The organism is Isosphaeraceae bacterium EP7, assembly GCA_038400315.1.
Lineage (GTDB): Bacteria > Planctomycetota > Planctomycetia > Isosphaerales > Isosphaeraceae > EP7.
Window position 1 is genome coordinate 2,912,102 of sequence record CP151667.1, and the last position, 23,584, is coordinate 2,935,685.

The 23,584-nt window shown below is 64.9% G+C and carries 26 protein-coding genes; 12 read left to right on the forward strand and 14 right to left on the reverse strand.

Features of this window, described 5'->3' with window-relative positions; all coding sequences use genetic code 11:
• Nucleotides 1–43 precede the first annotated feature (43 nt).
• A protein-coding gene (locus EP7_RS11150; protein WP_463527923.1) for an IS3 family transposase occupies nt 44–1,167 on the forward strand; the annotation gives its coding sequence in 2 pieces (ribosomal slippage) (nt 44–299 and nt 299–1,167; 1,125 coding nt in all).
• 84 nt (nt 1,168–1,251) lie between these two features.
• Here EP7_RS11150 and EP7_RS11155 read toward each other — a convergent pair.
• The 4 genes from EP7_RS11155 to EP7_RS11170 all read right to left on the reverse strand — a co-directional run bounded on the left by EP7_RS11155 (nt 1,252) and on the right by EP7_RS11170 (nt 3,430).
• Nucleotides 1,252–1,704: an IS630 family transposase gene (locus EP7_RS11155; RefSeq protein ID WP_463527924.1), complete on the reverse strand. Its 453-nt coding sequence runs from the start codon at nt 1,702–1,704 to the stop codon at nt 1,252–1,254.
• Complete coding sequence (locus EP7_RS11160; RefSeq protein WP_463527726.1) at nt 1,701–2,075, reverse strand: IS630 transposase-related protein; 375 nt, start codon at nt 2,073–2,075, stop codon at nt 1,701–1,703. Before EP7_RS11160 ends, EP7_RS11155 begins: the two co-directional genes overlap by 4 nt.
• A gap of 63 nt (nt 2,076–2,138) precedes the next feature.
• On the reverse strand, nt 2,139–2,399 hold the full coding sequence (locus EP7_RS11165; RefSeq protein WP_463527925.1) for a transposase domain-containing protein: 261 nt from the start codon (nt 2,397–2,399) through the stop codon (nt 2,139–2,141).
• Nucleotides 2,400–2,578: 179 nt separating this feature from the next.
• The gene (locus EP7_RS11170; protein WP_463527926.1) at nt 2,579–3,430 is read right to left on the reverse strand and encodes an SDR family oxidoreductase; all 852 of its coding nucleotides are present in this window, start codon (nt 3,428–3,430) and stop codon (nt 2,579–2,581) included.
• Nucleotides 3,431–3,513: 83 nt separating this feature from the next.
• Here EP7_RS11170 and EP7_RS11175 point away from each other — a divergent pair, with 83 nt between their 5' ends.
• Nucleotides 3,514–3,966 (forward strand): winged helix-turn-helix transcriptional regulator, encoded by a 453-nt coding sequence (locus EP7_RS11175; RefSeq protein WP_463527927.1) that lies wholly within the window; start codon nt 3,514–3,516, stop codon nt 3,964–3,966.
• Nucleotides 3,967–4,267: 301 nt separating this feature from the next.
• Entirely contained in the window at nt 4,268–4,666 is a 399-nt protein-coding gene (locus EP7_RS11180) for a hypothetical protein (protein ID WP_463527928.1), read from the forward strand.
• A 41-nt stretch (nt 4,667–4,707) separates the two neighbouring features.
• Here EP7_RS11180 and EP7_RS11185 read toward each other — a convergent pair whose 3' ends face one another.
• The 6 genes from EP7_RS11185 to EP7_RS11210 all read right to left on the reverse strand — a co-directional run bounded on the left by EP7_RS11185 (nt 4,708) and on the right by EP7_RS11210 (nt 8,221).
• The gene (locus EP7_RS11185; RefSeq protein WP_463527929.1) at nt 4,708–5,079 is read right to left on the reverse strand and encodes a DUF1801 domain-containing protein; all 372 of its coding nucleotides are present in this window, start codon (nt 5,077–5,079) and stop codon (nt 4,708–4,710) included.
• Nucleotides 5,080–5,104: 25 nt separating this feature from the next.
• Nucleotides 5,105–5,335 (reverse strand): DUF4287 domain-containing protein, encoded by a 231-nt coding sequence (locus EP7_RS11190; protein WP_463527930.1) that lies wholly within the window; start codon nt 5,333–5,335, stop codon nt 5,105–5,107.
• Between the two features lie 73 nt (nt 5,336–5,408).
• The gene (locus EP7_RS11195; RefSeq protein WP_463527931.1) at nt 5,409–5,891 is read right to left on the reverse strand and encodes an SRPBCC family protein; all 483 of its coding nucleotides are present in this window, start codon (nt 5,889–5,891) and stop codon (nt 5,409–5,411) included.
• Complete coding sequence (locus EP7_RS11200) at nt 5,888–6,226, reverse strand: ArsR/SmtB family transcription factor (RefSeq protein ID WP_463527932.1); 339 nt, start codon at nt 6,224–6,226, stop codon at nt 5,888–5,890. The genes EP7_RS11195 and EP7_RS11200 overlap by 4 nt, the downstream gene beginning before the upstream one ends.
• A gap of 619 nt (nt 6,227–6,845) precedes the next feature.
• Nucleotides 6,846–7,478: an MOSC domain-containing protein gene (locus tag EP7_RS11205; RefSeq protein WP_463527933.1), complete on the reverse strand. Its 633-nt coding sequence runs from the start codon at nt 7,476–7,478 to the stop codon at nt 6,846–6,848.
• A 158-nt stretch (nt 7,479–7,636) separates the two neighbouring features.
• The gene (locus tag EP7_RS11210; protein WP_463527934.1) at nt 7,637–8,221 is read right to left on the reverse strand and encodes a DinB family protein; all 585 of its coding nucleotides are present in this window, start codon (nt 8,219–8,221) and stop codon (nt 7,637–7,639) included.
• 237 nt (nt 8,222–8,458) lie between these two features.
• Between EP7_RS11210 and EP7_RS11215 the strand changes: the two genes are divergently transcribed.
• On the forward strand, nt 8,459–9,880 hold the full coding sequence (locus EP7_RS11215; RefSeq protein WP_463527935.1) for a neutral/alkaline non-lysosomal ceramidase N-terminal domain-containing protein: 1,422 nt from the start codon (nt 8,459–8,461) through the stop codon (nt 9,878–9,880).
• A gap of 116 nt (nt 9,881–9,996) precedes the next feature.
• Here EP7_RS11215 and EP7_RS11220 read toward each other — a convergent pair whose 3' ends face one another.
• Together EP7_RS11220 and EP7_RS11225 are read right to left on the reverse strand one after the other, a co-directional pair.
• Nucleotides 9,997–10,317, reverse strand: coding sequence for a hypothetical protein (locus EP7_RS11220; protein ID WP_463527936.1), 321 nt, complete (start codon nt 10,315–10,317; stop codon nt 9,997–9,999).
• A 247-nt stretch (nt 10,318–10,564) separates the two neighbouring features.
• Nucleotides 10,565–12,352 carry an ABC transporter permease subunit gene (locus EP7_RS11225; RefSeq protein WP_463527937.1) on the reverse strand — a complete coding sequence of 596 codons (1,788 nt, stop codon included), beginning with the start codon at nt 12,350–12,352 and terminating at the stop codon, nt 10,565–10,567.
• 333 nt (nt 12,353–12,685) lie between these two features.
• Here EP7_RS11225 and EP7_RS11230 point away from each other — a divergent pair, with 333 nt between their 5' ends.
• From EP7_RS11230 to EP7_RS11265, 8 genes are all read left to right on the forward strand, one after another.
• On the forward strand, nt 12,686–13,915 hold the full coding sequence (locus EP7_RS11230) for an FG-GAP repeat domain-containing protein (protein WP_463527938.1): 1,230 nt from the start codon (nt 12,686–12,688) through the stop codon (nt 13,913–13,915).
• A gap of 117 nt (nt 13,916–14,032) precedes the next feature.
• Nucleotides 14,033–14,536, forward strand: coding sequence for a 2'-5' RNA ligase family protein (locus EP7_RS11235; protein WP_463527939.1), 504 nt, complete (start codon nt 14,033–14,035; stop codon nt 14,534–14,536).
• A 612-nt stretch (nt 14,537–15,148) separates the two neighbouring features.
• Nucleotides 15,149–15,649, forward strand: coding sequence for a DinB family protein (locus EP7_RS11240; protein WP_463527940.1), 501 nt, complete (start codon nt 15,149–15,151; stop codon nt 15,647–15,649).
• A gap of 167 nt (nt 15,650–15,816) precedes the next feature.
• Nucleotides 15,817–16,461, forward strand: a complete 645-nt coding sequence (locus EP7_RS11245) for a dihydrofolate reductase family protein (RefSeq protein ID WP_463527941.1) — start codon at nt 15,817–15,819, stop codon at nt 16,459–16,461.
• A gap of 42 nt (nt 16,462–16,503) precedes the next feature.
• Nucleotides 16,504–16,953 carry a VOC family protein gene (locus tag EP7_RS11250; RefSeq protein WP_463527942.1) on the forward strand — a complete coding sequence of 150 codons (450 nt, stop codon included), beginning with the start codon at nt 16,504–16,506 and terminating at the stop codon, nt 16,951–16,953.
• A gap of 39 nt (nt 16,954–16,992) precedes the next feature.
• Nucleotides 16,993–17,727 (forward strand): helix-turn-helix domain-containing protein, encoded by a 735-nt coding sequence (locus EP7_RS11255; protein WP_463527943.1) that lies wholly within the window; start codon nt 16,993–16,995, stop codon nt 17,725–17,727.
• Between the two features lie 131 nt (nt 17,728–17,858).
• Nucleotides 17,859–18,140, forward strand: coding sequence for a hypothetical protein (locus EP7_RS11260; RefSeq protein ID WP_463527944.1), 282 nt, complete (start codon nt 17,859–17,861; stop codon nt 18,138–18,140).
• A 146-nt stretch (nt 18,141–18,286) separates the two neighbouring features.
• On the forward strand, nt 18,287–19,117 hold the full coding sequence (locus tag EP7_RS11265) for an alpha/beta fold hydrolase (RefSeq protein WP_463528408.1): 831 nt from the start codon (nt 18,287–18,289) through the stop codon (nt 19,115–19,117).
• Here EP7_RS11265 and EP7_RS11270 read toward each other — a convergent pair.
• On the reverse strand, nt 19,089–20,501 hold the full coding sequence (locus EP7_RS11270) for a serine hydrolase domain-containing protein (RefSeq protein WP_463527945.1): 1,413 nt from the start codon (nt 20,499–20,501) through the stop codon (nt 19,089–19,091). The genes EP7_RS11265 and EP7_RS11270 overlap by 29 nt on opposite strands.
• 353 nt (nt 20,502–20,854) lie before the next feature.
• Nucleotides 20,855–23,206: an efflux RND transporter permease subunit gene (locus EP7_RS11275; RefSeq protein ID WP_463527946.1), complete on the reverse strand. Its 2,352-nt coding sequence runs from the start codon at nt 23,204–23,206 to the stop codon at nt 20,855–20,857.
• Between the last annotated feature and the right edge of the window lie 378 nt (nt 23,207–23,584).

Below are 23,584 nucleotides of genomic sequence, written 5' to 3' on the forward strand. Positions count from 1 at the left end.
GTCAAGCGCAGATGAGGCCTCGGGTTTTCAGGAGCTCAGGCCCATGAAGAAGTCGAAGTTCACCGTCGAGCAGATCACCTTCGCCCTGAGGCAGGCCGAGTCCGGACTGGGGGTCGAGGAGACCTGCCGCAAACTGGGCGTCAGCCAGGCCACGTTTTTCCGTTGGAAGGTCAAGTACGGCGAGTTGGGCACCCCCGAGGTGCGGCGGCTCCGCCTGCTCGAGGAGGAGAACCAGAAGCTCAAGCAGCTGGTCGCCGACCTCAGCCTCGACAAGAAGATGCTCCAGGACGTCCTGGCAAAAAAATCCTGAGCCCGCCGCAGCGACGGGCGGTCGTAGCGGACCTGACCGTCCGCTTCGGCGTCAGCGTGCGGCGGGCCTGCCAGGTCGTCGGTTACCCGCGGTCAACGTATCACTACCGGAGGACCCGCGACGCCCAGGAGCCCCTCCGGCTGCGGCTGCGCGAGCTGGCCACCAGCCGCGTCCGATACGGCTACCGCCGGCTGCACATCCTGCTCGAACGCGAGGGCTGGGCCATCAACGTCAAGCGGGTCGATCGCCTCTACGGCCTGGAGCGATTGACGTTGCGGCGGAAGGCCCCGAGGCGACGGGTGAGCTCTCGCCATCGCGACGACCGGCCGGCCATCGAGGCGGCCAACCAGGCCTGGGCGATGGACTTCATGAGTGACGCACTCTCGGATGGCGGCAAGCTCCGCGTCCTGACGGTGCTCGACCTGTTCACCCGCGAGGCGGTGGCCATGCGAGTGGCCCCGCGGTTCACCTCCGGGCAGGTCGCCGAGGTGATGGCGGAGGTCTCCTCGACCCGAGGGGCGCCGCGTGCACTGCGGGTGGACAACGGCCCGGAGTTCACGGGCAAGATGCTCGACCTGTGGGCGCACCTGAACGGCGTGACGCTGGATTTCAGCCGCCCCGGCAAGCCGACGGACAACGCCTTCATCGAGTCCTTCAATGGCCGCGTCCGCGAGGAGTGCCTCAATCAGACCTACTTCACCAGCCTCGAAGACGCCCGGGAGCGGGTGGAATCGTGGCGGGTCGACTACAATGAAGTCCGCCCGCACGGCGCCCTGGGGAACCTGGCCCCGAGGGATTTCGCCGTATTGAAGGCCAGTGATCTGAACGCCTCGTCCGACCGGAAAACTCTCGTTTAGCTGGTCCAACTTTCCGGGGCGGGTCAGTCCGACCGGAAAACTCTCGTTTAGCTGGTCCAACTTTCCGGGGCGGGTCATCACACGTCATCGCAGGGACTCCTTGAGCTTGCTGAACATCGCCTCGATCGGGTTCAGGTCGGGGCTGTAGGCCGGCAGGTAGCGGACCTCGGCGCCGGCGGCGGCGACCAAGCGGGCCACCTCGGCAGTCTTGTGGCATGAGAGGTTGTCCATCACCACGATGTCACAGGGCCTGAGTGTCGGGGCCAGGCACTCGCCGATGTCGGCCTCGAAGCAGGCGCTGTTCGTCGCCCCGTCGAAGGCCAGGCAGGCCCCGATGCCGCCGAGGCGGACCGCCGCGGTCAGGGTGAGCACCTTCCAGTGGCCGTGCGGCACCGCCGCATCGACCCGCTTGCCGCGCGGGGACCGTGCGTACCGCCTGGTCATCGCGGTCGTCGCGCCGCTCTCGTCCAGAAAGACCAGGCGGGACGGGTCGACGCCGGTGAACTCGGCCCGCCAGGCCGCCCTGGCCTCCTTCAAGTCGGGCCGGTCCTGCTCGGCGGCCCGGGGCGACTTTTTTTGCGCGTGATGCCCAGCCGTCTCAGCGCCCGGTCGGTGGCCGAGGTGCCGCAGGCCACGCCGGCGGCGGCCGCCAGCTGCCTGAGCGTGGCATCGGGATCGGCCGCGACGGCGTTGCAGAGCCGCTCGGCCGCCTCGCCGGAGAAGGCCGGGGCCCGGCCCCCGCCGTGCGGCCTCGGCGCGATCGAGCCGGTCTCCCGGCGCCTCTTGAGCAGCAGGCGGACCCAGGACTGGCTGACGGAGAATCGTTCGGCGACCTCGGCGCGCGTCTGAATCCCCTCATCGCAGGCGGCAATGACCCGCTCCCGCAGGTCCATCGAGTATGCCGCCATTCTCCGTGCCCTCCTATCACGGAGAATCGGAAAAAAGCACGCCACGTTCAATGGGGAACTGCTCTAGGGGATCGAGTCGGCGGCGAAAAAGGCCATGGCGATGACCAGCCAGATGACTGACTCGGCGGGCAGGCGACGGCGGTGTTCCAAGGCCCGGCGGGCGTGTGATCGGATGGCGGCGAGTCGGGCCCGTGAGATCAACTTCCCAAGACCGCGGGTAGAGGGGATGGTGTCGAGGGCGATCGAGTCGAAGGCATGCGGTCGCCGGGGCGATGGATATATCAGGGCTTCCTTATGATTTAGGGGTCGGGTCAGCAACCTCACAATAGCAAGGGGGCCCTGATCTTACGGCTAACTAACGGGCATTGGGTGTAGACGTGTCGGCAATTCGATGCACGCCAACAACTCGCGTCCACCAGCCGCTGGTGATCGCATCATGCTGATGATCTCCCGGATGGCCTCAAGGTAAAGCGGGCCCTCTCGAACCCGCCCATCCCTGCATCTCAACCCTTCACCATCTCGGAGACCACAGCCGCTAGAGGCGTCGTCGGCCGCCCGATGAGGCGGCTCATCTGACGCCCATCGTCGAACAAGCCACCCCTGGACGCCACCGCATCGCTATTGGCCAGCAGTTCCGCGAACTGGTCTGGAATGCCCGCCCCGGTGAGGAGAGCCCGATAGTCCGCCTCGGGCATGTCCCGGTACGCCAGCGGCTTGCCCGACTGGCGGGCAACCTCGGCGGCGAATTCGGACAGGGTCTGGCCCTCGTCGCCCGCCAGCTCGTAGATGCGCCCCGCATGCCCTTCGGTCGTCAGGACGGCGGCCGCCGCCTCCGCGTAGTCGACGCGAGCCGCCCAGGAGAATCGCCCGTCATTCGCGCAACCGGGGAGTTGGCCACGCTTCAAAGCAGCCGGAAGCGACATGGCCCTGTTCTCGGCGTACCAGCCGTTCCGCAGGAACACGACCGGGACGCCCGACTCCCGGAGAATCACCTCGGTTTCCCGGTGCTCGACACCCAAGAGCAGCTCCGTCGTGTCGGCACGCAGCACGCTCGTATAGGCCAGGAGCCTCACCCCAGCCCGCTTGGCGGCCTCGATCACGTTGCGGTGCTGGGGGACGCGGCATCCAACCTCACTGCTCGAGATCAGCAGCACCTGGTCGATGCCATGAAGGGCCGCATCGAGCATTTCCGGCTTTCCGTAGTCGGCCTCGCGAACCTCGACCCCGAGGCCGGCAGCTTTCTTGACGTTGCGTGCCGTCGCGACGATCCGGTCGGCGGGCATGGTTTCGAGCAACTTTGCGACGACGAGGCGGCCAAGCTGGCCGGTGGCGGCGGTCACGAGAATGCGGGACATGAGCGGTCTCCCTTACCAGGTCTCTTTTGGTAACCTGGTGAAGAATAGGGACCACCCCCGATGCTTCAAGGAGGCAGGAATTCGTGACAAGGTTACCCAAAGGTGACCGCCCCGAGGGCGTACGGGACGCCCTGGCGACGCGGTTCGACGGCTGGATGACGGACGATCTCGCCCCGGAGCAGTGCCCGGCGCGTGACGCGTTCGACCGGATCGGCGACCGCTGGACCGCGTTGATCATCGTAGCCCTCGCCAAGGAGCCTCGGCGTTTCGCGGTCTTGCTCCGGCTCATCCCGGACATCTCCAAAAAAATGCTGACACAATCGCTGCGGGGGCTGGAGCGGGATGGCCTCGTCACGCGACACGTCTTTCCGACCAAGCCGCCTGCCGTCGAGTACCGGCTGTCGCCGTTGGGCGAATCGATGCTGGAGCCGCTTGTCGGACTGGTGAGCTGGGCCGAGCGGACACGAGCCGAAGTATTGAGCGCCAGAGAGCGGTTCGATCGGGCGGGACAGCCTCTCGAACTCAGGCAGGGCTGAAACGGCGTGTGGTAGGGCACAAGCCGAAGGCATCGCCCACCACGCATGAAAAAGCCCCCGGCTCTCCGTAGCCCAGGGGCGAACCTACCTGCTCGTGTTCCGCGATCGGCCGCTCGGTGGACCAGATGGGTGTCGCTCATCGCCAGCGGAGCCATTGCCTCGAACAGCGGGGGCGACTCAGTCTTCACCGTCGCGGCTGTCATTGGCGTGACCACCGTCTGCGGCAAGGATAAACTCGCTGCCGGCGGCTGGTCGGTCTACTTCGGACTGAGTCAGTCACGCCACCATCTCGGAGGCCACCATGAAGGCGATTCTCTCCCTGGCGTTGATCCTCGGGACATGCGGCCTGGCGGACGCGGCTGATGACAAGGCGGCCGACCCGGTCGGAAAGTGGCATTGCAGCTACGAGATCGGCGAGCAGAAGCGGACGTCCACCCTGACGGTCAAGAAGGAGGGGGACGAGCTCGTCGGGACCATGGATTGGGCGGATCAGAAGGACGAAAAGCTGAAGGATCCGAAATTCAAGGACGGGAAGCTGACGTTCTCCGCGGTGCGGAAGTTCCAGGGCAACACGATCCCCATCGACTACACCTTGAAGATCGACGGAAACGAGCTCAAGGGTACGGGTGAGGCGGATTTCGGAGGGCAGAAGCAGGAGTTCGACATCGAGGGAAAGCGCGAGAAGAAGGACGAGAAATAATCGCACGGGCCGGCGGTGGATAGGTGAAGTGTGGACGAACCTCAGACGTACTCGATCCACCGCCGGACCAGGTCGGCGAACGCTCTCTTCTTCGCCTCGAGGTCCTCCATATTCTGGAACGAGACCGACGCCCGGTCCTTGCCCAGCCACTTCAGCAGTGGGCTCTCCAACTCAATGCCGGGCGTGTCCCTGGTCTTTGCGCCCAAGTGCAGAATCACCTGGAAGCCTCCCCGCAGGTGGAACGTCGCGAACCACTCGGTCGTGCGAAAGCTCGGGGCGTTCCACTTAATCCCCTCACCGATGGCAGGATCGGCGCCGAGGATGATCTGGCGGACAGCGAGGATCTCGGGCTTGAGCGGATGCTCGAGCGACTCGAGGAATGCCTCGACGCTCTCCGGGGGCTTCTTGGCCACTTGATACTCCTGGCGGCGGACACGCCTACGCGTCGCCTTCTTGTTTCGTACCCTTCAGCAAGGCCACGACGGCCTGGGCGTGACCGTGGCCGAGCTCGAAATCCCTCTTCAGCCACTCGATGACCTGTCCCGCCTTCACGTCGGCGCGGAGCTTGCTGTCCGCCATGAATCCCTTCTCATCGGCGAGTCTCCTAAAATCGTCGGGACCCTGGCCGGTCTTCGTCTTGATGTTGTCCAGATAGGCTTGGAACGACATTCGAGCATCCCTCCCTTGGAATCGGCTGATCCTTCCACGGCCCACTCGGGCCTACTGCCATCGGAACGACGGCTCACCAGCTCTTCGCCAACGTCACGAGCTGGTCCAACGCCGCGCCCCAGCCGTTGTGGAAGCCCATTGCTTCGTGCTTCGAGCGCCCGTCCTCGGTGCTGTGGAGGGCGGTCGCCGTGTATTTCGTGCCTGACTCGTGCGGCTCGATCTCGATGATCGCCGTGAAGACGAAGGGCACGTCCGCGCCGAGGTTCGCCGGGCGGTATCCGGGCAGGAGAGCCCCGGTCCAGACCAGCTTCCTATTCGGCACGACCTCGAGGTAGCAACCGGTGTTGGGGAACTGCTGCCCCTCGGGTGATTCCATGACCGTATGGAACTTGCCGCCGGGTTTCAGGTCGATCTCGCAGCCCACGGTCTTCCACGGGGCCGGGGTGAACCACTTTTTCAGGTGCTCCGGCGTCGTCCACGCCTTCCAGACGAGTTCGGGCGGCACGTCGACGACGCGTTCGAGCACGAGATCGGTCTTGGGGTCCAGTGGCGTCATTCGGGTTGCTCCTTGAGGTCTTCGAGATAGGAATCGAGCTGATCGAGGCGACGTTCCCAGAGCAGCCGCTGGGTCGCCATCCAGTCCTCAGCCTCCCTCAGCGTGCTCGGGGCGAGTTCGTAGGTGCGGACCCGTCCGGACTTGCGCGACTTGACCAGCCCGCACTTCTGCAGGACGTCCAGGTGCTGGAGGAAGGACGGTAAGGCCATCTTGAACGGCCTGGCCAGCTCGCTCGTCGCGGTTGGACCACGCGAGAGCCTCTCGACCACGGCCCGGCGGGTCGGGTCGGCCAAAGCCTGGAACAGGAGGTTCAGTCCAGCGGCATGGCTAGGCATTCGACTAACTATAAATGAAGCGAAGGTTAGGTCAAGCCCTAGCTATTCGGTCCCGGCGGTGCTTGCCACTCACTTTGAACGACGGAAGGGCGGTCCGGCGAAGAAACCGCTTGCGCGAAGCTCCGGAGTCAGCCATGGTCGGCTCATGCGACTGAGCCACGACATCCAAAACAGCTTATCCGCGTAGCACGTGTCGCCCCGTTCAGTCGCATAATCGAACGCGAGTGCTTCGCCGAACGCGGGAAGCGAGGATCAGTGAGTGAAGAACCTCATTGACAGCAGATGCAGCCGCGAAGGGACCTTCCGGACCGTTTCCCTTGACCTGGCCCTCAGGTAAGCCGCGTACGACCTACCCAGAACGCAGCCGCTTCGACACCCCGTTCGCTCGTGCCCCCAACCAGTTGCCCCATGAGATCGAGCTGCTGGGCGGCACTGAGCCGATCCTCTCGACGAACATCCCACCGCGTAAGGATGAGCTTCCCTATGCCTCGTTCGAAGACCCTCGTTCCATGTTTGTGAGGGACGGTCCTGACCGCCCCTGATACCGCCGACAAGCTCCACGCCATGGACGACCGCGAACTCGACATCGGATTTCTCAGATATCTTGGGCCGAATCTGATCAACGAAGCCTCTTGCTGAAATAATGTTTCCAACTCTCGGGCAGTACCCCGGACTGCATTGCTCGGCGCAAAAGTTCCTGATTTCTTGAGTCCACCGTGTACAACTTGACGATGTCGGCAACGGTTAAGTTCTCCTCAGATCGAGCCAGCGGCTCGATGGCATCGCCCGCTCCGACATCCCCCTCTTTCGTCACCGAGAAATAGAATCCGGTCCTCCCGCTCTTCAACATCCGCTTCAGCATGTCCATTCGTCCAAACCGTATGCCGAGCTTGTAACAAGGCATTCTCGGCTGGGTGACCATGAACTCAGCCGAGCCGATCCTGAAGCGGTCGCCGATTCGGACGTCCTCGAGGATGCCCTCAATCGTCAGGTTCTCTCCAAAGACCGCCGGTGGGAATTCCACCTCGGGCAATTCCTGCCGCCACGGCTCGTAGTGCTCGGAAGGGTAGACGTAAACGGCCTTTTCGAAGCCTCCGTGCACCGTCAGGTCGGATTGCTCGTCGCCCTCGAAGTTGAGCCTGGTAACTCGAAGTCGACGGTCCACCGGCTCTTTGAAGATCGAGGTCAGTACGGTCTCACCGTCGAAGTCGATTTCACGCGGGAGCCCAACGCTCAGCGATAGCACTTTCATGGGAGCCTTTCTGCGTCAAAGCCGCGGTGCTCTGCGGATGAATTTCGCACATCGGCCTGACCATGTCGTTGCAGCCAATGGCAAAACGGTCCTGAAGTCGATTTGGCAATTTGCAGGCGGGCCGCTCAGCGGATCGAAGGGCCAGGTCGAGCAGGCGCTCATCCGCCCCGCTTCGCCGCCTCCAGGGAATACGTCGGGTCAGCGTCGTCCCACTTCACATCCCCCGATGGACCGTAGATCGCCGGAACTGGCTCATGGCCAGCCTGACGCAACCAGGCCTGCACCTGGGTCCGGTGGTGGCAAGTGTGCAGGACTCGCCGCCAGAACACCCAGATACGCTCACGCTCCAGGCCGCCAAAAAACCGTCGCCCCTCCAGCCACCAGGCTCGATCGCCTTTCGCCAACTGCGGCAGGCGTCGCCTCACATGCAAGGTGTACTTATTGATGTAGTCCCGGCTTCCGGGCTTCTCGCCGGAGGGCAGAAGTTCCTCAACCGGCGGTTCCTCGGTGCCCACGAACTGGGCGAAAAACCGGCGCTCGGACAGGAGCTGGTGAACCATGATGGTGCGGATCGAATTGCACTTCTCGTGCGGCGAGAATTCAAGCATCCCATCCGGCACTGCCCGCCACATGCTGACCGCCTTGTTGGTTTCGCTGACATAAGTCGTTATGGCATTCTGGAAAACGGGATCAGCGGCTTGCGGGACCTCATCATCGGATATCGCCGTGAAGTCGTAGTGCATGGCTGAACTCGGTAGGAGTCTCTGGGTCGGGAGACCTGGCCATTTTCGCCCTCAAGGCGGCCTGAGTCGAGGGGAGCCGAAAGTTGTGGGCCGGATGACCGACGCCCCAACTGCAAGAGCCTCAATTCACATTCGACGCCTGGCCAGCCCTTCCACCAGGACACGGGTTCATCAGCGTGCGTGTCGCCGGCGGCTGGAGCCGGTATGCTGTCGGTCCCCTAAAGCTGAGGAGCTATGATGCGAAGACTCCGTCGAGCGGTTGTGGTCGGGATTTTGATGCTGGTCGTCGGTGCTCCGGCGACTCTGGCTTTCGACGACGGGAAAACGCCCTGGAAGGCCGGGACGGCCACGGTCAAGATCACGCCCGAGCGGCCAGTGACCTTGCTCGGCTACACCACCCGCAAGGGGCCGTTTGAAGCGGTATCCGACGATCTGTCGGCCCGCGCGTTGGCTCTGGAGGATGCACAGGGCCGCCGCGCGGTGATCGTCGCGGCAGACCTGGTTGCGTTACAGTCCGCCATCGTCACCGACGCCGTGACGCGCCGGATCGCCGAGCGGACGGGCCTGGGCCGCGAACGGCTGATCTTCAACGCCTCGCACACCCACACCGGGCCGGTCGTCAGCCTGGAACCGAACCTGAAGCTCAACGTCGCCCACCCGGACATGACGCCCGAGCAGGCCGAGGTGACGATCGCCTACACCCGCCGGCTGCAGGACCAACTCGTCGAGTTGGTGGAACGTGCCCTGGCCGACTTGAAGCCGGCAAAGCTCTCCTGGGCGACCGGCCGCACGAAGGTCCCCACGAGTCGGCGACTCCCCAAGCCGGAAGGGGTCATCATGTCGCCGAACCCGGCCGCCCCGGTTGACGACGCGGTCCCAGTCCTGCGGGTCGACTCGCCGGAAGGGAAGCCCCAGGCCGTGGTCTTCGGCTGCTCCTGCCATGCCGTGGCCGCCGGTTTCCAGAACGCCATCAGTGCCGATTACCCCGGCTACGCCAGAGCCGTCATCGAGGAGCGTCACCCCGGCGCGACGACCCTGTTCCTGGCCGGGTGCGGCGGCGATGCCAACCCGGAGCCTCGCGGCACGATCGAACAGGCCAGGACGCACGGCGAGGCGCTGGGCCAAGAGGTTTGCCGGGTACTCGAAGGGACGCTCGCTACCGTCGACGGGCCACTTCAGGTCGCTTATTCGCAGGTGGACCTGCCTCTCCAGCAACTGTCCCGCGAACAGATCGAGGGCTACCGGGATCGCCCGAACTTCCAGGCGTGGCAGGCCCGGCACATGCTCGAAGTGCTGGACGCGGGCGAAAAGCTGCCGACTCAATACACGGCGCCGGTGGCGGTCTGGCGGTTCGGCAAGAACCTGACGCTGGCGGCGTTGCCGGGCGAGCCGGTCGCCGAGTACGCGACGCTGCTCCGCAAGGCACTCGGTTCGGACGGGCTCTGGATCTCTGGCTACAACAACGACTGCTTCGGCTATTTGCCCTCCGCAAAGGTGGTCGCCGAAGGAGGCCACGAGGCGATCGGCGTGACGCTCTGGGCGTGGAGTCGGAACCTGAACTCCATGGTCGGCTTCTTCGAGCCTCGCGTTCAGGATGTGGTTGTTGACGCAGTGCGTCGACTGGCGAAGGAGGCTGGAGACGGGACTGGCGTGAAGTAAGAATCGCAGTCCACCCAAGAGGGCTCGCTCCTGCCTCGCGTACTATCTTCATACGGAAAATTTGCAGCCCCGCAAATTTTCCGTATGAAGGCCGGGGCTGGTGTAGCTCTCTGTGTCTATCCGGCAATCATCTTCGGTTTTCTCGGGGAGCTGCAGGCAATCGACTCGGCTGGATTGTCATTCAAGAGAATGAGCATACTATGCATCAAGCATACCTTGATGATCGCCTCGCTCGACTCCACGCGCCGCTCATGGCCCCGACTATTGCGGCGAGATCTCCCCAGCCAGGCGATGGTCCGCTCCGCGACCCGGCGGTGATGCAGCAGGACGAATCCCTTCACCCCCGCCGGGCGGTCCACCACCTTGTGGACGGGGATGAGAGGCTCGCCGATGGCCCACGTCTCGTCGCTGAGGTCGGATGAGTAGGCCCTACGCATCGAGGCATGCCTTCTCGCCGGTGTGCCGTGCGGGGACGATCGTCCCGGCAAGAGTTTGCGGCGATCCTGAATGACCGGATAGCCTCTCACTTCGGCAACACCGGCACCGCCGCCAGCATCAAGACGACGATCCACACCGCCCCATGGTCCGCCCGCAGATCGGAGATAGGCTCGCGACGAAGGAGCCGCGGCACCCCACCGCTTCGATCCGGCTTATCGCGTCGCTCGAAGTGAGGACCGGCATCCGTCAACCGAATGACCCCACCGCTTCGCTCTGAAGAACTGAGGAAGAGCGATCGCCGGGCGAAGGATCATTGACACGCCCCAGGCAGCGGTTGAATGTCTTCATCGTGGCAAGCAGCAAGGCGAGCGCGATGCCGCTATAGGCGAGGATCCAGAAGACCATCCAGGCGGTCTGGGCCCCCAACTCGTAAGCGGGCCTATGACCAGCCAGCAGCGAGCTGTAGAGGCCGACGCCCATCAGCGGACTCCCTGCCTGAACGCCATTGACGATGCCCCCGACGTTCCCTCCGAAGATGAAATGGGCCAGTGGGATGATGAGGACAACGGTCAGCGGGATCCAGCCGAGGCACATCATCGTATAGAGCCCAACCGTCGTCCCCACCGCCTGGCTCAGCCGCGGCATCCAGGTCGCCAGGGCCAGGCCCAGGCTGGTGATCGCCGCAGCATAGGCGAGGATTAGGGCGACCACAGGTGCCACGCCCCAGAAATGCCCGGATCCGAAGCTGAGCGCGAATGTCAGCATCGTCGGCAGGATCAGCAGCCCCGACACCGTCCGGAAGGTGCCCCACCACTTGCCCCAGACGATCGACCGGGTGGAGAGCGGCGTGGCCATCAGCACGTCGAGGCTGCCCCGCTGCCGCTCCTCGGCCAGGCTCGTCGCGGCCGAGACGCTGAGCATCAGCAGCCCGCCCGCGGTCTGAAGGGCATTAACCACGGAGCCGAACTCGCGACCCCACAATTGGCCGTCAATGATGAGGCTGATGGAATACAAGCCGAAGCCTCCGCAGAGCAGGATATAGATCCCCCACACCGCCAGCGCCCAGCGTGACGGCCGCTTCCTCCGGCACTCGAGCCACAGCACCGGATTGCGGTCCAGCGACGGCATGGGTACGAGCCGGCGATAGAACCGACGAAGGTTGCCTGGTTCGGGGTCGATCAACCGTCTCGATGCGCGCTCGACCTGTCCAAGCTGGCGGATGACGACCCTCCGGATCTGCCAGGTCGCGATCCCGGCCAGGCCTGCCGAGACCGAAAGTCCAAGCCCCAGGAACCTAGCATGCGTCCACTGCGTGATCGGTCGCATGCCGGGCGGCGTCCGGTTGAACACCGAGAGCACCAGGAAGATCGGATGATAGTTCATCAGTTCCATGAGCGTCGGGAGCCACGACGGCCACCACGGCGGGTTCCGCCCACCCCAGAATCCCAGCATGAGCGGAACCGACAGCAGATAGAGGACGCCGAAGGCGTAGGTCGCCAGCAGCACCTCGTGCGTCTTCCGCCCCCAGACCGAGAGCGTCAAGGCCAGGGTGCAGCCGAAGATGGCGCAGGAAAGCACCACCAGCAGGGCACCCACCAGTCCGACCGGGTCGATGCCGCCGAAGAGTGTGGCGATCGACAACACAGGTGCGGCGCAGAGGATCAACCCCAGCACCGGCACCAGCCTCGATGCCAGCTTGCCCAGCACGATCTCCGCGTCGGATAGATCCGTGGCGAAGAGCAGCGTGAGGTTCCCACTCGCCTTGTCCTGGCAGATCGAACCGGCCGCGGCCGCCGGGGCCGCCAGGCTGATCAGCCCGAGCAGGAGCAAGGCCGTCGAGCCGTAGAACGCCTTGCCGATGTCCGCCTGCTGCTGGAAAGACATCTCGCCCGACGGCGAATCGATCCATACCAACGACATCGCCGTGAGCAAGACCAGCACAATCACCGACCGCATTGCATAGGCTTGCCACCGCCGCGCAGTCATCAGCCATTCGAAGGCAAAGACCGGCCCCAGCCCGACGCGAATCGCCATGTCCCCGCCCTCCAGTTCACTTCGCAGCTTCCGCCAAGCTTTGCGAGGCAAAGTCTCATTGTCAAGAGGGGGGATATTGCGATATTTCACATCCTGCACGCATCAGAGACAATGACTCATCAGAGGCGAACGCATCGCGGCTCGAGGGGCGTAAGCCGGTAGAAGGCGGGCCGGAGGCGACGACCAATCCCGGTTGCCCCGACTCCCTGCTGATCCACGATCCATCGGGCACGGATGGCGTGGTCCGCGGCCGAGGCGCAACACCGCGTCCGGCCAGTTATGATCTCGAGCCGTCAGCCCCGCAGACTCGCCTTCCTCCCGTGCGGAGAGGTTATGAGCCGAATCCGCAGCTCCATCGCGACGGGACTTTTCCTGCTCATCGCCCGCGAGGCAATCGCCGAGGTGCCCCGTTTTAAGATGCAGCAGATCGACGCGAATGTCGGCGAGGTCTGCTACGCGCTTTGCCTCGCGGATGTGAACGGCGACGGGCGGCAGGACGTCATTGCCGCGACCGAGGATGCCGTCCTCTGGTATGCCAACCCAACCTGGAAGCGTGAGACGATCCTGCGAGAGCAAACCAAGCCGGACAATGTCTGCATCCAGGCCGGCGACGTCGACGGCGACGGGAGGGTCGATTTCGCGGTCGGCTCGGGCTGGGGGCCGCTCGGCTTGAGGGGCACCGAAAGCCTGACCTGGCTGTCGAGGGAGAAGGGATCGGATCGTTGGCGTGTCCATCACGTGGCGCCGGTCCCTTCGTTGCACCGCCTCAGGTTCGGCGATGTTCTCGGAGAGGGGCGACAGCAACTCATCGTCGCCCCACTGCAGGGCCGCGGCGTCAAGGAGCCAGACTGGGGGGCCGGGCCGGGCGTGAAGATCGAGGTGTTCCGCGTTCCGGCACGACCGGAATCGGAGCCATGGACGTCGGAGGTCGCCGACGAGGGCCTGCACACGGCGCACGGGCTCCAGGTCGTCGACTTCGACGGCGATGGCCGCGAGGAACTGCTGGTCGCCGCCTGGGAAGGGGTCTTCGTCATCAGACGCGACGCGAAAGGCCACTGGTCGCGCGAGAAGGTGGGAGAAGGCGAGCAGGCGAACGGCCCCGTCAAGGGAGTGAGCGAGGTGCGTCTCGGCAAGCTGGCCAGCGGCCGCAGGTTTCTCGCCACGATCGAGCCCTGGCATGGGTCGCGGTTGGTGGTCTATCACCCCAACGACGGCGGAGCCTGGGAACGCCGCGTGATCGACGAGGACGTCGCGGGCGGGCACGCCTTGTGGTGCTGCGACCTAGACGGGGATGGCTCCGACGAGGTGGTCGTCGCACAGAGAGACCCGAACCACGATTTGGCGACGCCTCCGAATGGCTCACGCATTCTGGTCTACGCACCGAAGGCTGACCGACGATTGCCGCTGGTATTCGAGAAGTCAGTCGTGGATGACGGGGGGATCGCGGCAGAGGACCTCGTCGCTGGCGACCTCGACGCGGACGGCAGAATCGACCTCGTCGCCGGCGGCCGCGAGACGCACAATGTCCGCATCTACTGGAACCGTGGGGCGGATCGTCGATAAGCATGGATGCCCGGGATTTCGCTGCTGTCGTGGTAGCGACATCGTCTACCCGTCGATGCCGTAGGCCCCATCCTTGCTAATGTCACGCAGGAGAGATTTCAGGAGGAAAGGAATCCAGTGCAGCCGCCATCTTTTGTTGCGACTTTGAAGCTCGACGATGAGGCGTTGGATCGGCTGAACGCACTTCGAAAGCAGTATTTCCCGCCGGCCCGCAACTTCCTCGACGCGCATGTGACTCTCTTCCACAAGCTCACTGCGGAATCGCTCACCATCCTGGAAGGGGCGGTGGCTGAGATCGCACCTCGGTCCTTCGAGGTCGAGTTGGCGAGACCCTATTCCTTGGGGCGAGGCGTGGCGATCCGGATCGAGTCCGAATGCCTGCTCTCGATCAGGAACCAACTCGCAACCCGCCTCCACGCCGATCTGTCCGCACAGGACAGGCAACCCTACAAGCCGCATGTGACGATCCAGAACAAGGTCACGGCGGAGGAGGCGAGCAAGAGTCTGGTCGCGATTGGCGGCGAGTGGAATCCGGGCGTTGCCCGTGTCGAAGGGATCGACCTCTGGGAGTACCTGGGCGGCCCCTGGCAGCACCACGGACGGCTCGTCTTTCAGGTGTAATGCCAGGCGTTTTTCCCCGATCGCTGCGGCAACCGCTCCGGTCAGTGTCCCGTCGATCTCGCATGAAAAGCCCCCGGCTCTCCGTGGCCGCGGGGCGAAGCGATCTGCTCGTGTTTCGCGTCGGCCGATCAGGCGTCCATCTGCGCTGCGGCCAGCGTGATCGTGGTGATCCCCGGAGCCACATCCTCGAACAGTGGATACGCCGCCGCCTTTCCCGGGGCAGGGGGCAGGTGTCCGCCCTTCCAGGAAGCCGATCTTCTTCCGCAGCCGGGCTCCGACGCCTGCATGGGCTGCCCGGCTTTGCGTGACGTGGAACAGCTTCGGACCGGCCGCCGGGCCATACTTCCCGACGTCGTTTTCGAGCCGCCTCACCGGCCCAAAGTTTGGCGCAAACACTATGTGATTCTATGGCTGGAAGGCGAAGCCCCTCGGAGCGGCGCAGCCGGAAGTCCCTTCAGGGGCTCGGCCTCGCGAAGAGCCTGGCCATCGCCCAAGCGAAACTTACGGTGTACAACCGTTGACTTTCTGCCGATGAATGGTTTCAATCCCCGATTCCGGGATCGCTTCGAGTCGATCACGGCAACCAGTCTTGGTCACAGGCGGGAGAAACCCATGTCCTACGCCGACAACCTGCTTCCCGAGTTCGATCACGAGATGGCGAACACCCGCAAGGTGCTCGAGCGCGTTCCCGACGACAAGCTCGACTGGCAGCCCCATCCGAAGTCCCACACGATCGGCTGGAACGCCAATCACCTGACGAACATCCCCGACTGGCTCGTGCACGCGCTGGCAACAACTGAGCTGGATATCGCCCCCGTTGGAGGCGAGGCTTACGTCACTCCCCAGGCCGCCAGCCGTCGCGAGATTCTCGAGTCGTTCGACCGGAACGTTGCGGCCGCGAGGGAAGGGATTGGTCGGGCCGACGAGGAGCACATGGCCCAACCGTGGACGCTCTTGCACGCGGGCAATACGGTCTTCACGATGACCAGGTCGGCCGTGCTCCGGCAAATCATCATCAACCACATGATCCACCACCGCGCGATCCTCTGCGTCTACCTCCGGCTGAACGACATCCCGGTCCCGGGGATGTATGGCCCGTCGGGAGACGAGTGAGCCAATTCGGCGATTCTGAGGGATCATCGACAGGGCTAGTCAGGGCCTGCGAACGGGTGTGGCTCGGGTGGCCGCCCGAGGGGTTCGGGTGCGACTGAGGCTCCTCTGATCCCCTGTGCCCGAATCTCTCAAACAGTGACGCTTGACGTTTCTTCGGAGAACCTAAAATGCCTAAAGTCGTGGTTCGCGCCTTTGCCTGTTCCCTGGATGGTTTCGGAGCCGGCCTCCATCAAAGCCAGTCCGAACCTTTCGGCAAGAACGCCTTCCAGATCATGAACTGGTTCAAGTCCACCCAAACCTTCAAGTCCATGGTCGGCGGCGAAGGTGGCACCACGGGTCTGGACGACAGCTACGCGGCCAAGGCCTTCGAGGGCGTGGGCGCCTCCATCATGGGCCGCAACATGTTCAGCCCCCTTCGCGGCCCCTGGGCCGATGAGGACTGGAAGGGCTGGTGGGGCGACAACCCTCCCTTCAAGCACCCGGTCTTCGTGCAGACGCACCATCCCCGGCCCATGCTGGAGTTCGGGAACGGCACCTCCTTCCACTTCGTCGACGGCTCGCCGGAACAGGTCCTGGAGCAAGCCCAGGCCGCGGCCGGCGGCAAGGACGTCAAGGTCAACGGCGGCGTCTCCACGGTCCGGGCCTTCTGGAAAGCGGGGCTCCTCGACGAACTGCACCTGGTCATGGCGCCAGTTTTCGTGGGGGAAGGCGAGCGGCTCCTGGGCGGGCTGGGGGCGGAGGAGGACTACCAGGTAGCCGGCTTCGAGGCTTCCGAAGCGGCCGTGCATTACAGGATCGTCAGGAGACGCTAGCGTTCATGGGAGGCATCTCGGGCAAACGAGGAAGGGGAGAATATGACGATTCAACGAATGGACAACATTCTCATCGTTGTCGACGATCTCGAAGCCGTTAAGGGGTTCTTCATCGAGTTGGGCCTCAAGCTCGAGGGCGAGACCACGGTCGAAGGACCATCAGTCGGGAGCCTGATCGGGCTCAAAGATGTCCGGGCCACCCTCGCGATGATGCGAACCCCCGATGGGCAGGGCATTGAGCTGGACAAGTTCCACACGCCCGACGCGATCAGGTTTGGGCCAGTGGACGCGCCGGTCAACACGCTGGGCTTCCGTCGCGTCATGTTCGCTGTCGATGGCATTGACTCTCTCGTTGCGCGCATGCTCGCCCACGGGGCCGAGCTTATCGGCGAAATGCGGTACGGGGACACGTACCGGCTAGCCTACATCCGCGGGCCCGAGGGCATCATTGTCGGGCTTGCCGAGCAGCTAAGTGGTTCATCCGGCAGGTGATTTGCAGGTGGATGGAGGTATCTCTCAGGAGACCTCACCATGGCCGCCCGAGTCCTTCTCCGCCCCATGACGCCCGAGGAGCGGCGGGCCATCGCCGAGTTGCTCCACTCGCGCACCGCCCCGGTCCGCCTGGTCGAGCGAGCCCGCATCGTCCAGGAGGCCGCCGACGGCCGATCGGCCCCCACCATCGCTGCGGCCCTCGGCTGCTCGCGGCCGACCGCCTATGCCTGGATCCGTCGCTTCAACGAACTGGGCATGGCCGGCCTTCAGGAGCGGCCCCGCGCCGGCCGACCGCCGACCTACACCGTCGAGCAGCGGGCCGAGGTCGTGGCCGTCGCGCTGACCGCACCAAAGGATCTGGGCCTGCCCTTCGGCTGCTGGACGCTCGACCGGTTGGAGGCCTACCTCGGCGAGCGGAAAGGCATCCCAATGAAACGGAGCCGGATCGACGAGATCCTCGCGGAGGAGGGCCTCCGCTGGAGCTCGCAGGAGACGTGGTTCGGCGAGCGGGTGGATCCCGAATTCGCCGAAAAAAGGGGGAGATCGCCACGCTCGATACGACGCCTCGGGGCGGCTCGGTCGTGGTCTGCCTCGACGAGATGGGCCCCGAGAGCGCCAGAGGTTTCCGCGGCCAACGGCCCATCCGCACTAAGCCGAGGGCCGATGCCGAAGGACGCCAGCCCGCCGGCCGCGCTCGCCAAGAGGCCGACTACGGGCGGCGCGGCAAGGGCGACATCTTCGGCGCCTTCCGCCCGGCCACCGGCGAGGCGTTGACGCATCCCTTCGCGAGCCGGTCCGCGGCGAACTGGGTCGAGTTCCTCGGCCAGGTCGAGGCGTGAGTCCCGGCGGGCATCGAAAGGGTCTACGCCATCCTCGACAACCTGAGCGCCCACCGCGCCACCGACGTGCTGCGGTTCAGCCTGGCCCATCCTCGGTGGGAGTTCGTCTTCCAGCTGGTCTACGTGGCCTACCTGAACCTGATCGATCCGTGGTGGAAGGTGCTGCGGAGCCTGGCGTTGAAGGGCCGCCGGTTCGAGACCTGCGAGGAGATCTGCCAGGCGGTCGAACGAGCCACGTCGTACTGGAACGCGCACCGTCACCCCTTCTTCTGGGGTCGTCGCCGCCATCGACCTCGGCGAACGCTGGGAGTCGCCGCCGTGCCCGGTGTCAGGACACTTGCCGAATGAACCACTTAGGACACCACCGATTTTGTGATTTTGTCAAAATTGCTGATATACTGTACTCAGCCAAACCTCACGGGCAGCGGAACTTGGCGTCTGCGGTACGACCGCATTCTTCCGCCTTCAGCGAGCGCCATGACCTGAGGTGGATCATGAGTTACTCGGCAGGACACTCGGATCAGCACGCTGTGAGCGGGAGCGACCGGCTCCTCTTATTGGGTCGTGGTGACAAACCGGTGGTGTTCCTTCACGGTCTCTTCGGAACGCCCGAACATTGGCGTTCCGTCATGGGAGCGATGGCCGACGACTACCGCCTGGTCGCACTGCAACTCCCCCTGGACAGGCGTCCGGACCGGCGGTCTGAAGGCATCAAGTCCCTGGATGACCTGATCGACTTCGTCGCCCGGACGATCTTCTCGCTCGACCTTCCCCCAGTCGTCATGTGCGGGAATTCGCTGGGCGGGCTCGTTTCGATCGAGATGTGCCTCCGATACCCGGAGCGAGTGGCGGGGCTCGTGCTCGCCGGCAGCGCCGGGATCTTCGAGCGCAGCCTGACCAGCGGCGAACGGCCGAAGCCGTCGCGCGAGTTCGTGCGCTCGATCGCGGTGGACATCTTCGCCGACGAGGCCCTGATCACCGACGAGATGGTGGAAGACTGGTATCAGTCCGTCCTGGATCGCGACTATGTGCGCTTCCTATTGCGCATCTCGCGAGCCACCCGCGACTGGCGAGTCGGGGATGACTTGCGGCGGTTGGATCTCCCCACGCTGATCGTCTGGGGGCGCGACGACAAGGTCACGCCGCCGGCCGTCGCCGAGGAGTTTAAGAGCAAGATCGCCAACTCTCGCCTCGAATTTATCGAGGCGTGCGGTCACGCGCCTTCCCTGGAGCAACCCGTCATCTTCACGGAGATGCTGCGGCGGTTCCTGCCGGACTGCTTTGCCCCTCACCCCATCATGTCGATCGGCGCGGCGATGGTGTAGAGGCCGACGACGGCCGACCCGGTTGGGGGGGACGCTCGCGCCCTCTCAACCCAGCCAAAGATTCGTAGCAGGCGTCTCGGACGGCCTTCTCGCGAGGATCGTCGAACAGCTGGAAACCCATCTCGTTGGTGACATAGGCCAGGCCAAGCCCTTCGTCCGGGTCGCCCATCCCGAAACATCCTCCCGCTCCGGGGCAACCGAAGGCATTCGAGGAGGCCCCGAACGGCATATGCCGACTGGGGCGCGAGAAGCCCATGTGGTAGCGGGTGTCGATCTTGAGGATCGCGTCCTGCGTCCCCTTTCGGGGCTCTCTCGCGGGGGCGACCAGCTCTCGGAACGTCTCCTGCGTGAGGCCGAGTTCGCGTCCGCCGCTTGCGAGCGCCTCGTAGATCTTCGCGACCGCCCGGGCCTGTCCGATCCCGTTGGCGGACGGGATTTCCACGCGGCGAAGCACGGGATCGCCGACGCTGGCCGGGTTGTCGATCCCCAGGCAGCGAACCGATTTCGACACGAGCGACTGCGGCCACATCCCCGAAAGGATCATTTTGGGCGGCAGCTTGCTGATGTTTCCAAGGAGCGCGATGCGTCGATACCCCTTGACCGTCGCCACACGGTCATCGGGGACGCTCGATGGCAATCCGATGTGGAACTCGACATTCAGCGGCCGCGCGATCTCGTCGCGGAAGAATGTCCCGAGACTCCGGCCTCGGGGGTCGACGCGACGAATCAGCTCGTTCTGGTACCAGCCGAGCGTGAGCGTGTGGTAGCCGTGGATCTCTCCGGGCGCCCACGCCGTCGTTTGCCTCGCCAGGATCTCCGCCATGCGGTCATGCTCGCCGATGATGTCCGCATTCAGCTGGCAATCCAGCCCCACGAGGCCGGCCTGATGGGACAGCAACTGGCGCACGGTGATCTCATTCTTCCCCGCGGCCGCGAACTCGGGCCAATACGTGGCCACCCTTTCATCCAGGTCGAACAGTCCTTGAGCATGAGCCACCGTCATCGCGGCGGCCGCCATCCCCTTGGAGGCAGAGAAGACCAGGGCGAGCGTGCCCTCCTCCCACGGATCGAGCGTGTCGGAAGCTCGGTATCCTCCCCAGAGGTCGACGACCTTGACCCCGCGATGATAGATCGCGCACGCCGCACCCCGTTCGCCCCGCTCCCGGAAATTCCGCTCGAATTCCCGGAGGACCGGCTGGAACTCGGGGGCCGCAAACCCCTCGACGGGGATTCCGTCCACGAGGCGGACGCGTCCAGTGTTAATGCTCATGTGAGGATGCTTAGAATTAGTCGGTGGCGCGTCGCCCCCGCCGGCCCCGGACAGCAGCAGGGTCGCGGCCGAGCCACCCATGGCGAGGGCCTGTCTCCGAGTGATCCGCGGCATTGGGCACGCCTCCTTGCGTGACGCATCGACCGCCTCGCCCGATCGCCTTCCAGCGATGGCGACCTCGCGAGGCAGGTGCGAACTGGACTCATTCGCCGAATTGTTCAGGCCGGATCGCTCTCCCGGCCGGGAGCGAGTCGAAGCCGCGTGGGACGCGAGATCTCAAGCGAGCGTCGTTCGAGGTGTGACGTCGGGGTGGCGGTGGCTCGAAGCATGCGAGTCAGGCCGGGAGACGAGACGATGGACCTGCGAGGCGCGAGTCCGGCTTCGGAGGGCATCTCGATCGGGCAGCAGAGACGGGTCGGGATCTCGGGGATTCCACCGAGGGCCGATCCATCACGCTCGGTTGAAGATCAGTCGGGAGTCTTTATCGGATTCTGGCCCCGTTGACAAGGCGTCTTCGGGGGAAAGGCGTGCGATCTAGGCGCATCTGGCGAATCGCGTGCCATTTGCGGTTGGGCCCTGACGATCGCGCGGCCGAGTGGGCCGGCGAGCAGCGCGGGCAGAAAGAGCAGGTTTGCCAGCATCCCGGCCGTGAGCAGGAGGAGCATCAGGAGGCCGAATCGAAACGTGGGGATGAACGAGCTGAGCGCGAATGCCGACAGCCCGACGCCGATGATGCCCCAGCTCTGGAAGATCGCGCGGCCGCACGTATCGTAGGCCAGCAGCGTCGCATCCGACGCCGAGAGCCCCCGGCGCGCACCGCGGCGGTGGCAGAGGAGGAAGTGGATGACGTCGTCCACCGTGACGCCCAGGGCGACGCAGGGAGTCATCACCGATCCGATATCCACGACGAGTCCGAGCAGGCCCATCGACCCGAAGATGACCGTCGTGGGGAAGACGCTCACGAGCAGCATCGCGGCGCCGGTCAGCCAGGAACGAGTCAGCAGGATCATGGCCACGACGATCAAGGCGATGTCGGTTCCCAAACCGAAGAGCATCCCGTTCAGGAGCGAACGTCGCGCCTTGAAGACGATAGGAGCGGTCCCCGTGATCATGAGATCCACGCCCCGATGGTCCGCGCCGAGCTGGGTGGAGAGTAGCGGTTCCAGCGAGCTTCGGATGGTCCGGGCCAGGACCTCGTAATCCAGATCGCCGACCCCCCTGATCCGCAGGCTGAGCCGCCAGGCCTCCAGATCTCCGTCCTCGGCCAGCCATCCTTTCGCGAGAAGGAGCCCCCTCCGCCCTCGGAGCAGGGCTTCCAGCAGCGCCCCGGGGAGGAAGCCCTGGCGCCCCGATTCCGTCAGGAGCGGAGGCGCGAAGGTCGCCGCGGAAAGGCAGCCGGTTGCGTCTGGCAATCGCCGGGCCGCCGCGTCCATCGCGGCCACCAGCCTCATCCGGTCGAGCATGGTCGTCCGACTCTCGGGCCGGAAACGGATCACCACCTCTAGCGGAACCGTCGCGCCGAGTTTCTCCTCCAGCCAGCGCGTCATGGGGATGACGGGCGTGCTGGGCGAGAAGAGCCGCATGAGCTGGATCGACGTACGTATCCGAGGCAGCCCGAACGCCCCGGCGATCATGGCGGCCAGGCAGAGGAACAAGATGACGCGACGCCGCCCCACGACCCACCGACCGAGCCCCGGAAAGATCCCGAGGTGCGTCCCGGGGTTCAACGCTTCCTCATCGCGCCCCGGTCGCCGTCGCGAGTCGCCCTCCGGCATCAGCACCGTCCACGCGGCGGGGAGCAGCAAGAACTGCGAGGCCGAGCTGATCACCACCCCGATCGCCGAGAACACCCCGAACAGGCGGATCGGCTTCAGGTCGCTGTAGATGAGGGACAGGAGGCCGAGCGCGGTGGTCCCGGCCGCGAGCAGCAGCGGGACGGCCGCGTGCATGACGGCGCGATCGGTCGCGCTTGCGTGATCCCCCTCGTCGAGGGCGTCCAGGTAGTAATTCGTGAGATGGATCGCCCCGGACACAGCTGTGACGTAGACCAGCGGGACCATGGTGATCGCGACCGCGTTCAGCGGCGTGCCCGTCAGGGGGATGACGGCCAGACTCAACGCCGCGCTGTAGACGCCTACGAACAAGATGAGCACGGTGAGCCGGGGATCGCGAAAGCAGAGCCACGCGATAAGCAGGCCCAGGAAGCCCGACAGGCTGAACAGCCTCACCAGGGAATTCGTGCTCTCTCGGTTCAATGCGTCGTTGATGACGGGGACCCCGCCGAGCCGCACCTCGCTCGGTGGGACGCCCGCCCCGGCGGCCGCTCGGCGTATCCGGCCGATCGCGGGATCGAGCCGGCCGGCCATCGCCGCCGGGAGGAACACCACGGCACACGTTTGCCGCCCGTCTGGCCCGATGACGACGCCGCGCAGGCGTTCGATCGCCAGCGACCTGTCCAGATTCACCGGCGGGCCCGTCAGCATACGCAACAACGATCGCCCCGTGTGGATTTCCCCGATGAGCAGAGGATCCGGGTCCTGCACCGGCCGCGGGGTCAGTTGCTCAACGAACCGGTCCAGCCGATCGTCGTCCAGGGTGCAGCCGGGCCAGCTGACTGCGATGAAGTCCTGCGCCCCGAAGTGGCTCTGGAACCAGCGATACTGCTGTGTCTCGGCATACTTCAGGGGCAGCCAGTCGCGCACGTCGTTGGAATTACTGCGGACACCTACATACACGCCCCAGCCGATGAGGGGGATGAGGAACGCCGCGACCAGGAGGATGGCCCGGCCATAGCGCCGGTAAAATGGTCGCGAAGGCATGCAGGTGCTCGCCGTGCCAAGTAATGTGGATCGGGAGCCACGCCCGCCTGGACCAGGATGAGCCGGCCGTACGCCGATCCCCTTCCCATCGTCCGGCCATCCATAATATACAGGTTTCCGGGCCGCACCTAAGTCTAACCATTCTCGGCGGTCAACCGGCCCGCCGCGGACTCGGCTCCGGAACCCATCGGTTCCGCTCGCCGCGACCTTCATCGAACGCGGTAATCACCGCCCGACTTGCTCCAGGGCGACGCGTCGCGGTTCGCCGAAGATGCGAATGATCCCCCGAAATGGGTGGTCCAGGATCAGTAAGATGGCGATCGCGAACGACAGCGCGCAGACGGCCAGGGACAGCAGCGCCCCTCTCCGATGCCCTGG

Coding starts and splice junctions, on each gene's coding strand:
- EP7_RS11160 (WP_463527726.1), bottom strand. CDS start 2,075: ATGGCGGCATACTCGATGGACCTGCGGGAGCGGGTCATTGCCGCCTGC.
- EP7_RS11170 (WP_463527926.1), bottom strand. CDS start 3,430: ATGTCCCGCATTCTCGTGACCGCCGCCACCGGCCAGCTTGGCCGCCTC.
- EP7_RS11180 (WP_463527928.1), top strand. CDS start 4,268: ATGAAGGCGATTCTCTCCCTGGCGTTGATCCTCGGGACATGCGGCCTG.
- EP7_RS11190 (WP_463527930.1), bottom strand. CDS start 5,335: ATGTCGTTCCAAGCCTATCTGGACAACATCAAGACGAAGACCGGCCAG.
- EP7_RS11195 (WP_463527931.1), bottom strand. CDS start 5,891: ATGACGCCACTGGACCCCAAGACCGATCTCGTGCTCGAACGCGTCGTC.
- EP7_RS11200 (WP_463527932.1), bottom strand. CDS start 6,226: ATGCCTAGCCATGCCGCTGGACTGAACCTCCTGTTCCAGGCTTTGGCC.
- EP7_RS11205 (WP_463527933.1), bottom strand. CDS start 7,478: ATGAAAGTGCTATCGCTGAGCGTTGGGCTCCCGCGTGAAATCGACTTC.
- EP7_RS11210 (WP_463527934.1), bottom strand. CDS start 8,221: ATGCACTACGACTTCACGGCGATATCCGATGATGAGGTCCCGCAAGCC.
- EP7_RS11215 (WP_463527935.1), top strand. CDS start 8,459: ATGCGAAGACTCCGTCGAGCGGTTGTGGTCGGGATTTTGATGCTGGTC.
- EP7_RS11220 (WP_463527936.1), bottom strand. CDS start 10,317: ATGCGTAGGGCCTACTCATCCGACCTCAGCGACGAGACGTGGGCCATC.
- EP7_RS11225 (WP_463527937.1), bottom strand. CDS start 12,352: ATGGCGATTCGCGTCGGGCTGGGGCCGGTCTTTGCCTTCGAATGGCTG.
- EP7_RS11230 (WP_463527938.1), top strand. CDS start 12,686: ATGAGCCGAATCCGCAGCTCCATCGCGACGGGACTTTTCCTGCTCATC.
- EP7_RS11240 (WP_463527940.1), top strand. CDS start 15,149: ATGTCCTACGCCGACAACCTGCTTCCCGAGTTCGATCACGAGATGGCG.
- EP7_RS11245 (WP_463527941.1), top strand. CDS start 15,817: ATGCCTAAAGTCGTGGTTCGCGCCTTTGCCTGTTCCCTGGATGGTTTC.
- EP7_RS11250 (WP_463527942.1), top strand. CDS start 16,504: ATGACGATTCAACGAATGGACAACATTCTCATCGTTGTCGACGATCTC.
- EP7_RS11255 (WP_463527943.1), top strand. CDS start 16,993: ATGGCCGCCCGAGTCCTTCTCCGCCCCATGACGCCCGAGGAGCGGCGG.
- EP7_RS11265 (WP_463528408.1), top strand. CDS start 18,287: ATGAGTTACTCGGCAGGACACTCGGATCAGCACGCTGTGAGCGGGAGC.
- EP7_RS11270 (WP_463527945.1), bottom strand. CDS start 20,501: ATGCCGCGGATCACTCGGAGACAGGCCCTCGCCATGGGTGGCTCGGCC.
- EP7_RS11275 (WP_463527946.1), bottom strand. CDS start 23,206: ATGCCTTCGCGACCATTTTACCGGCGCTATGGCCGGGCCATCCTCCTG.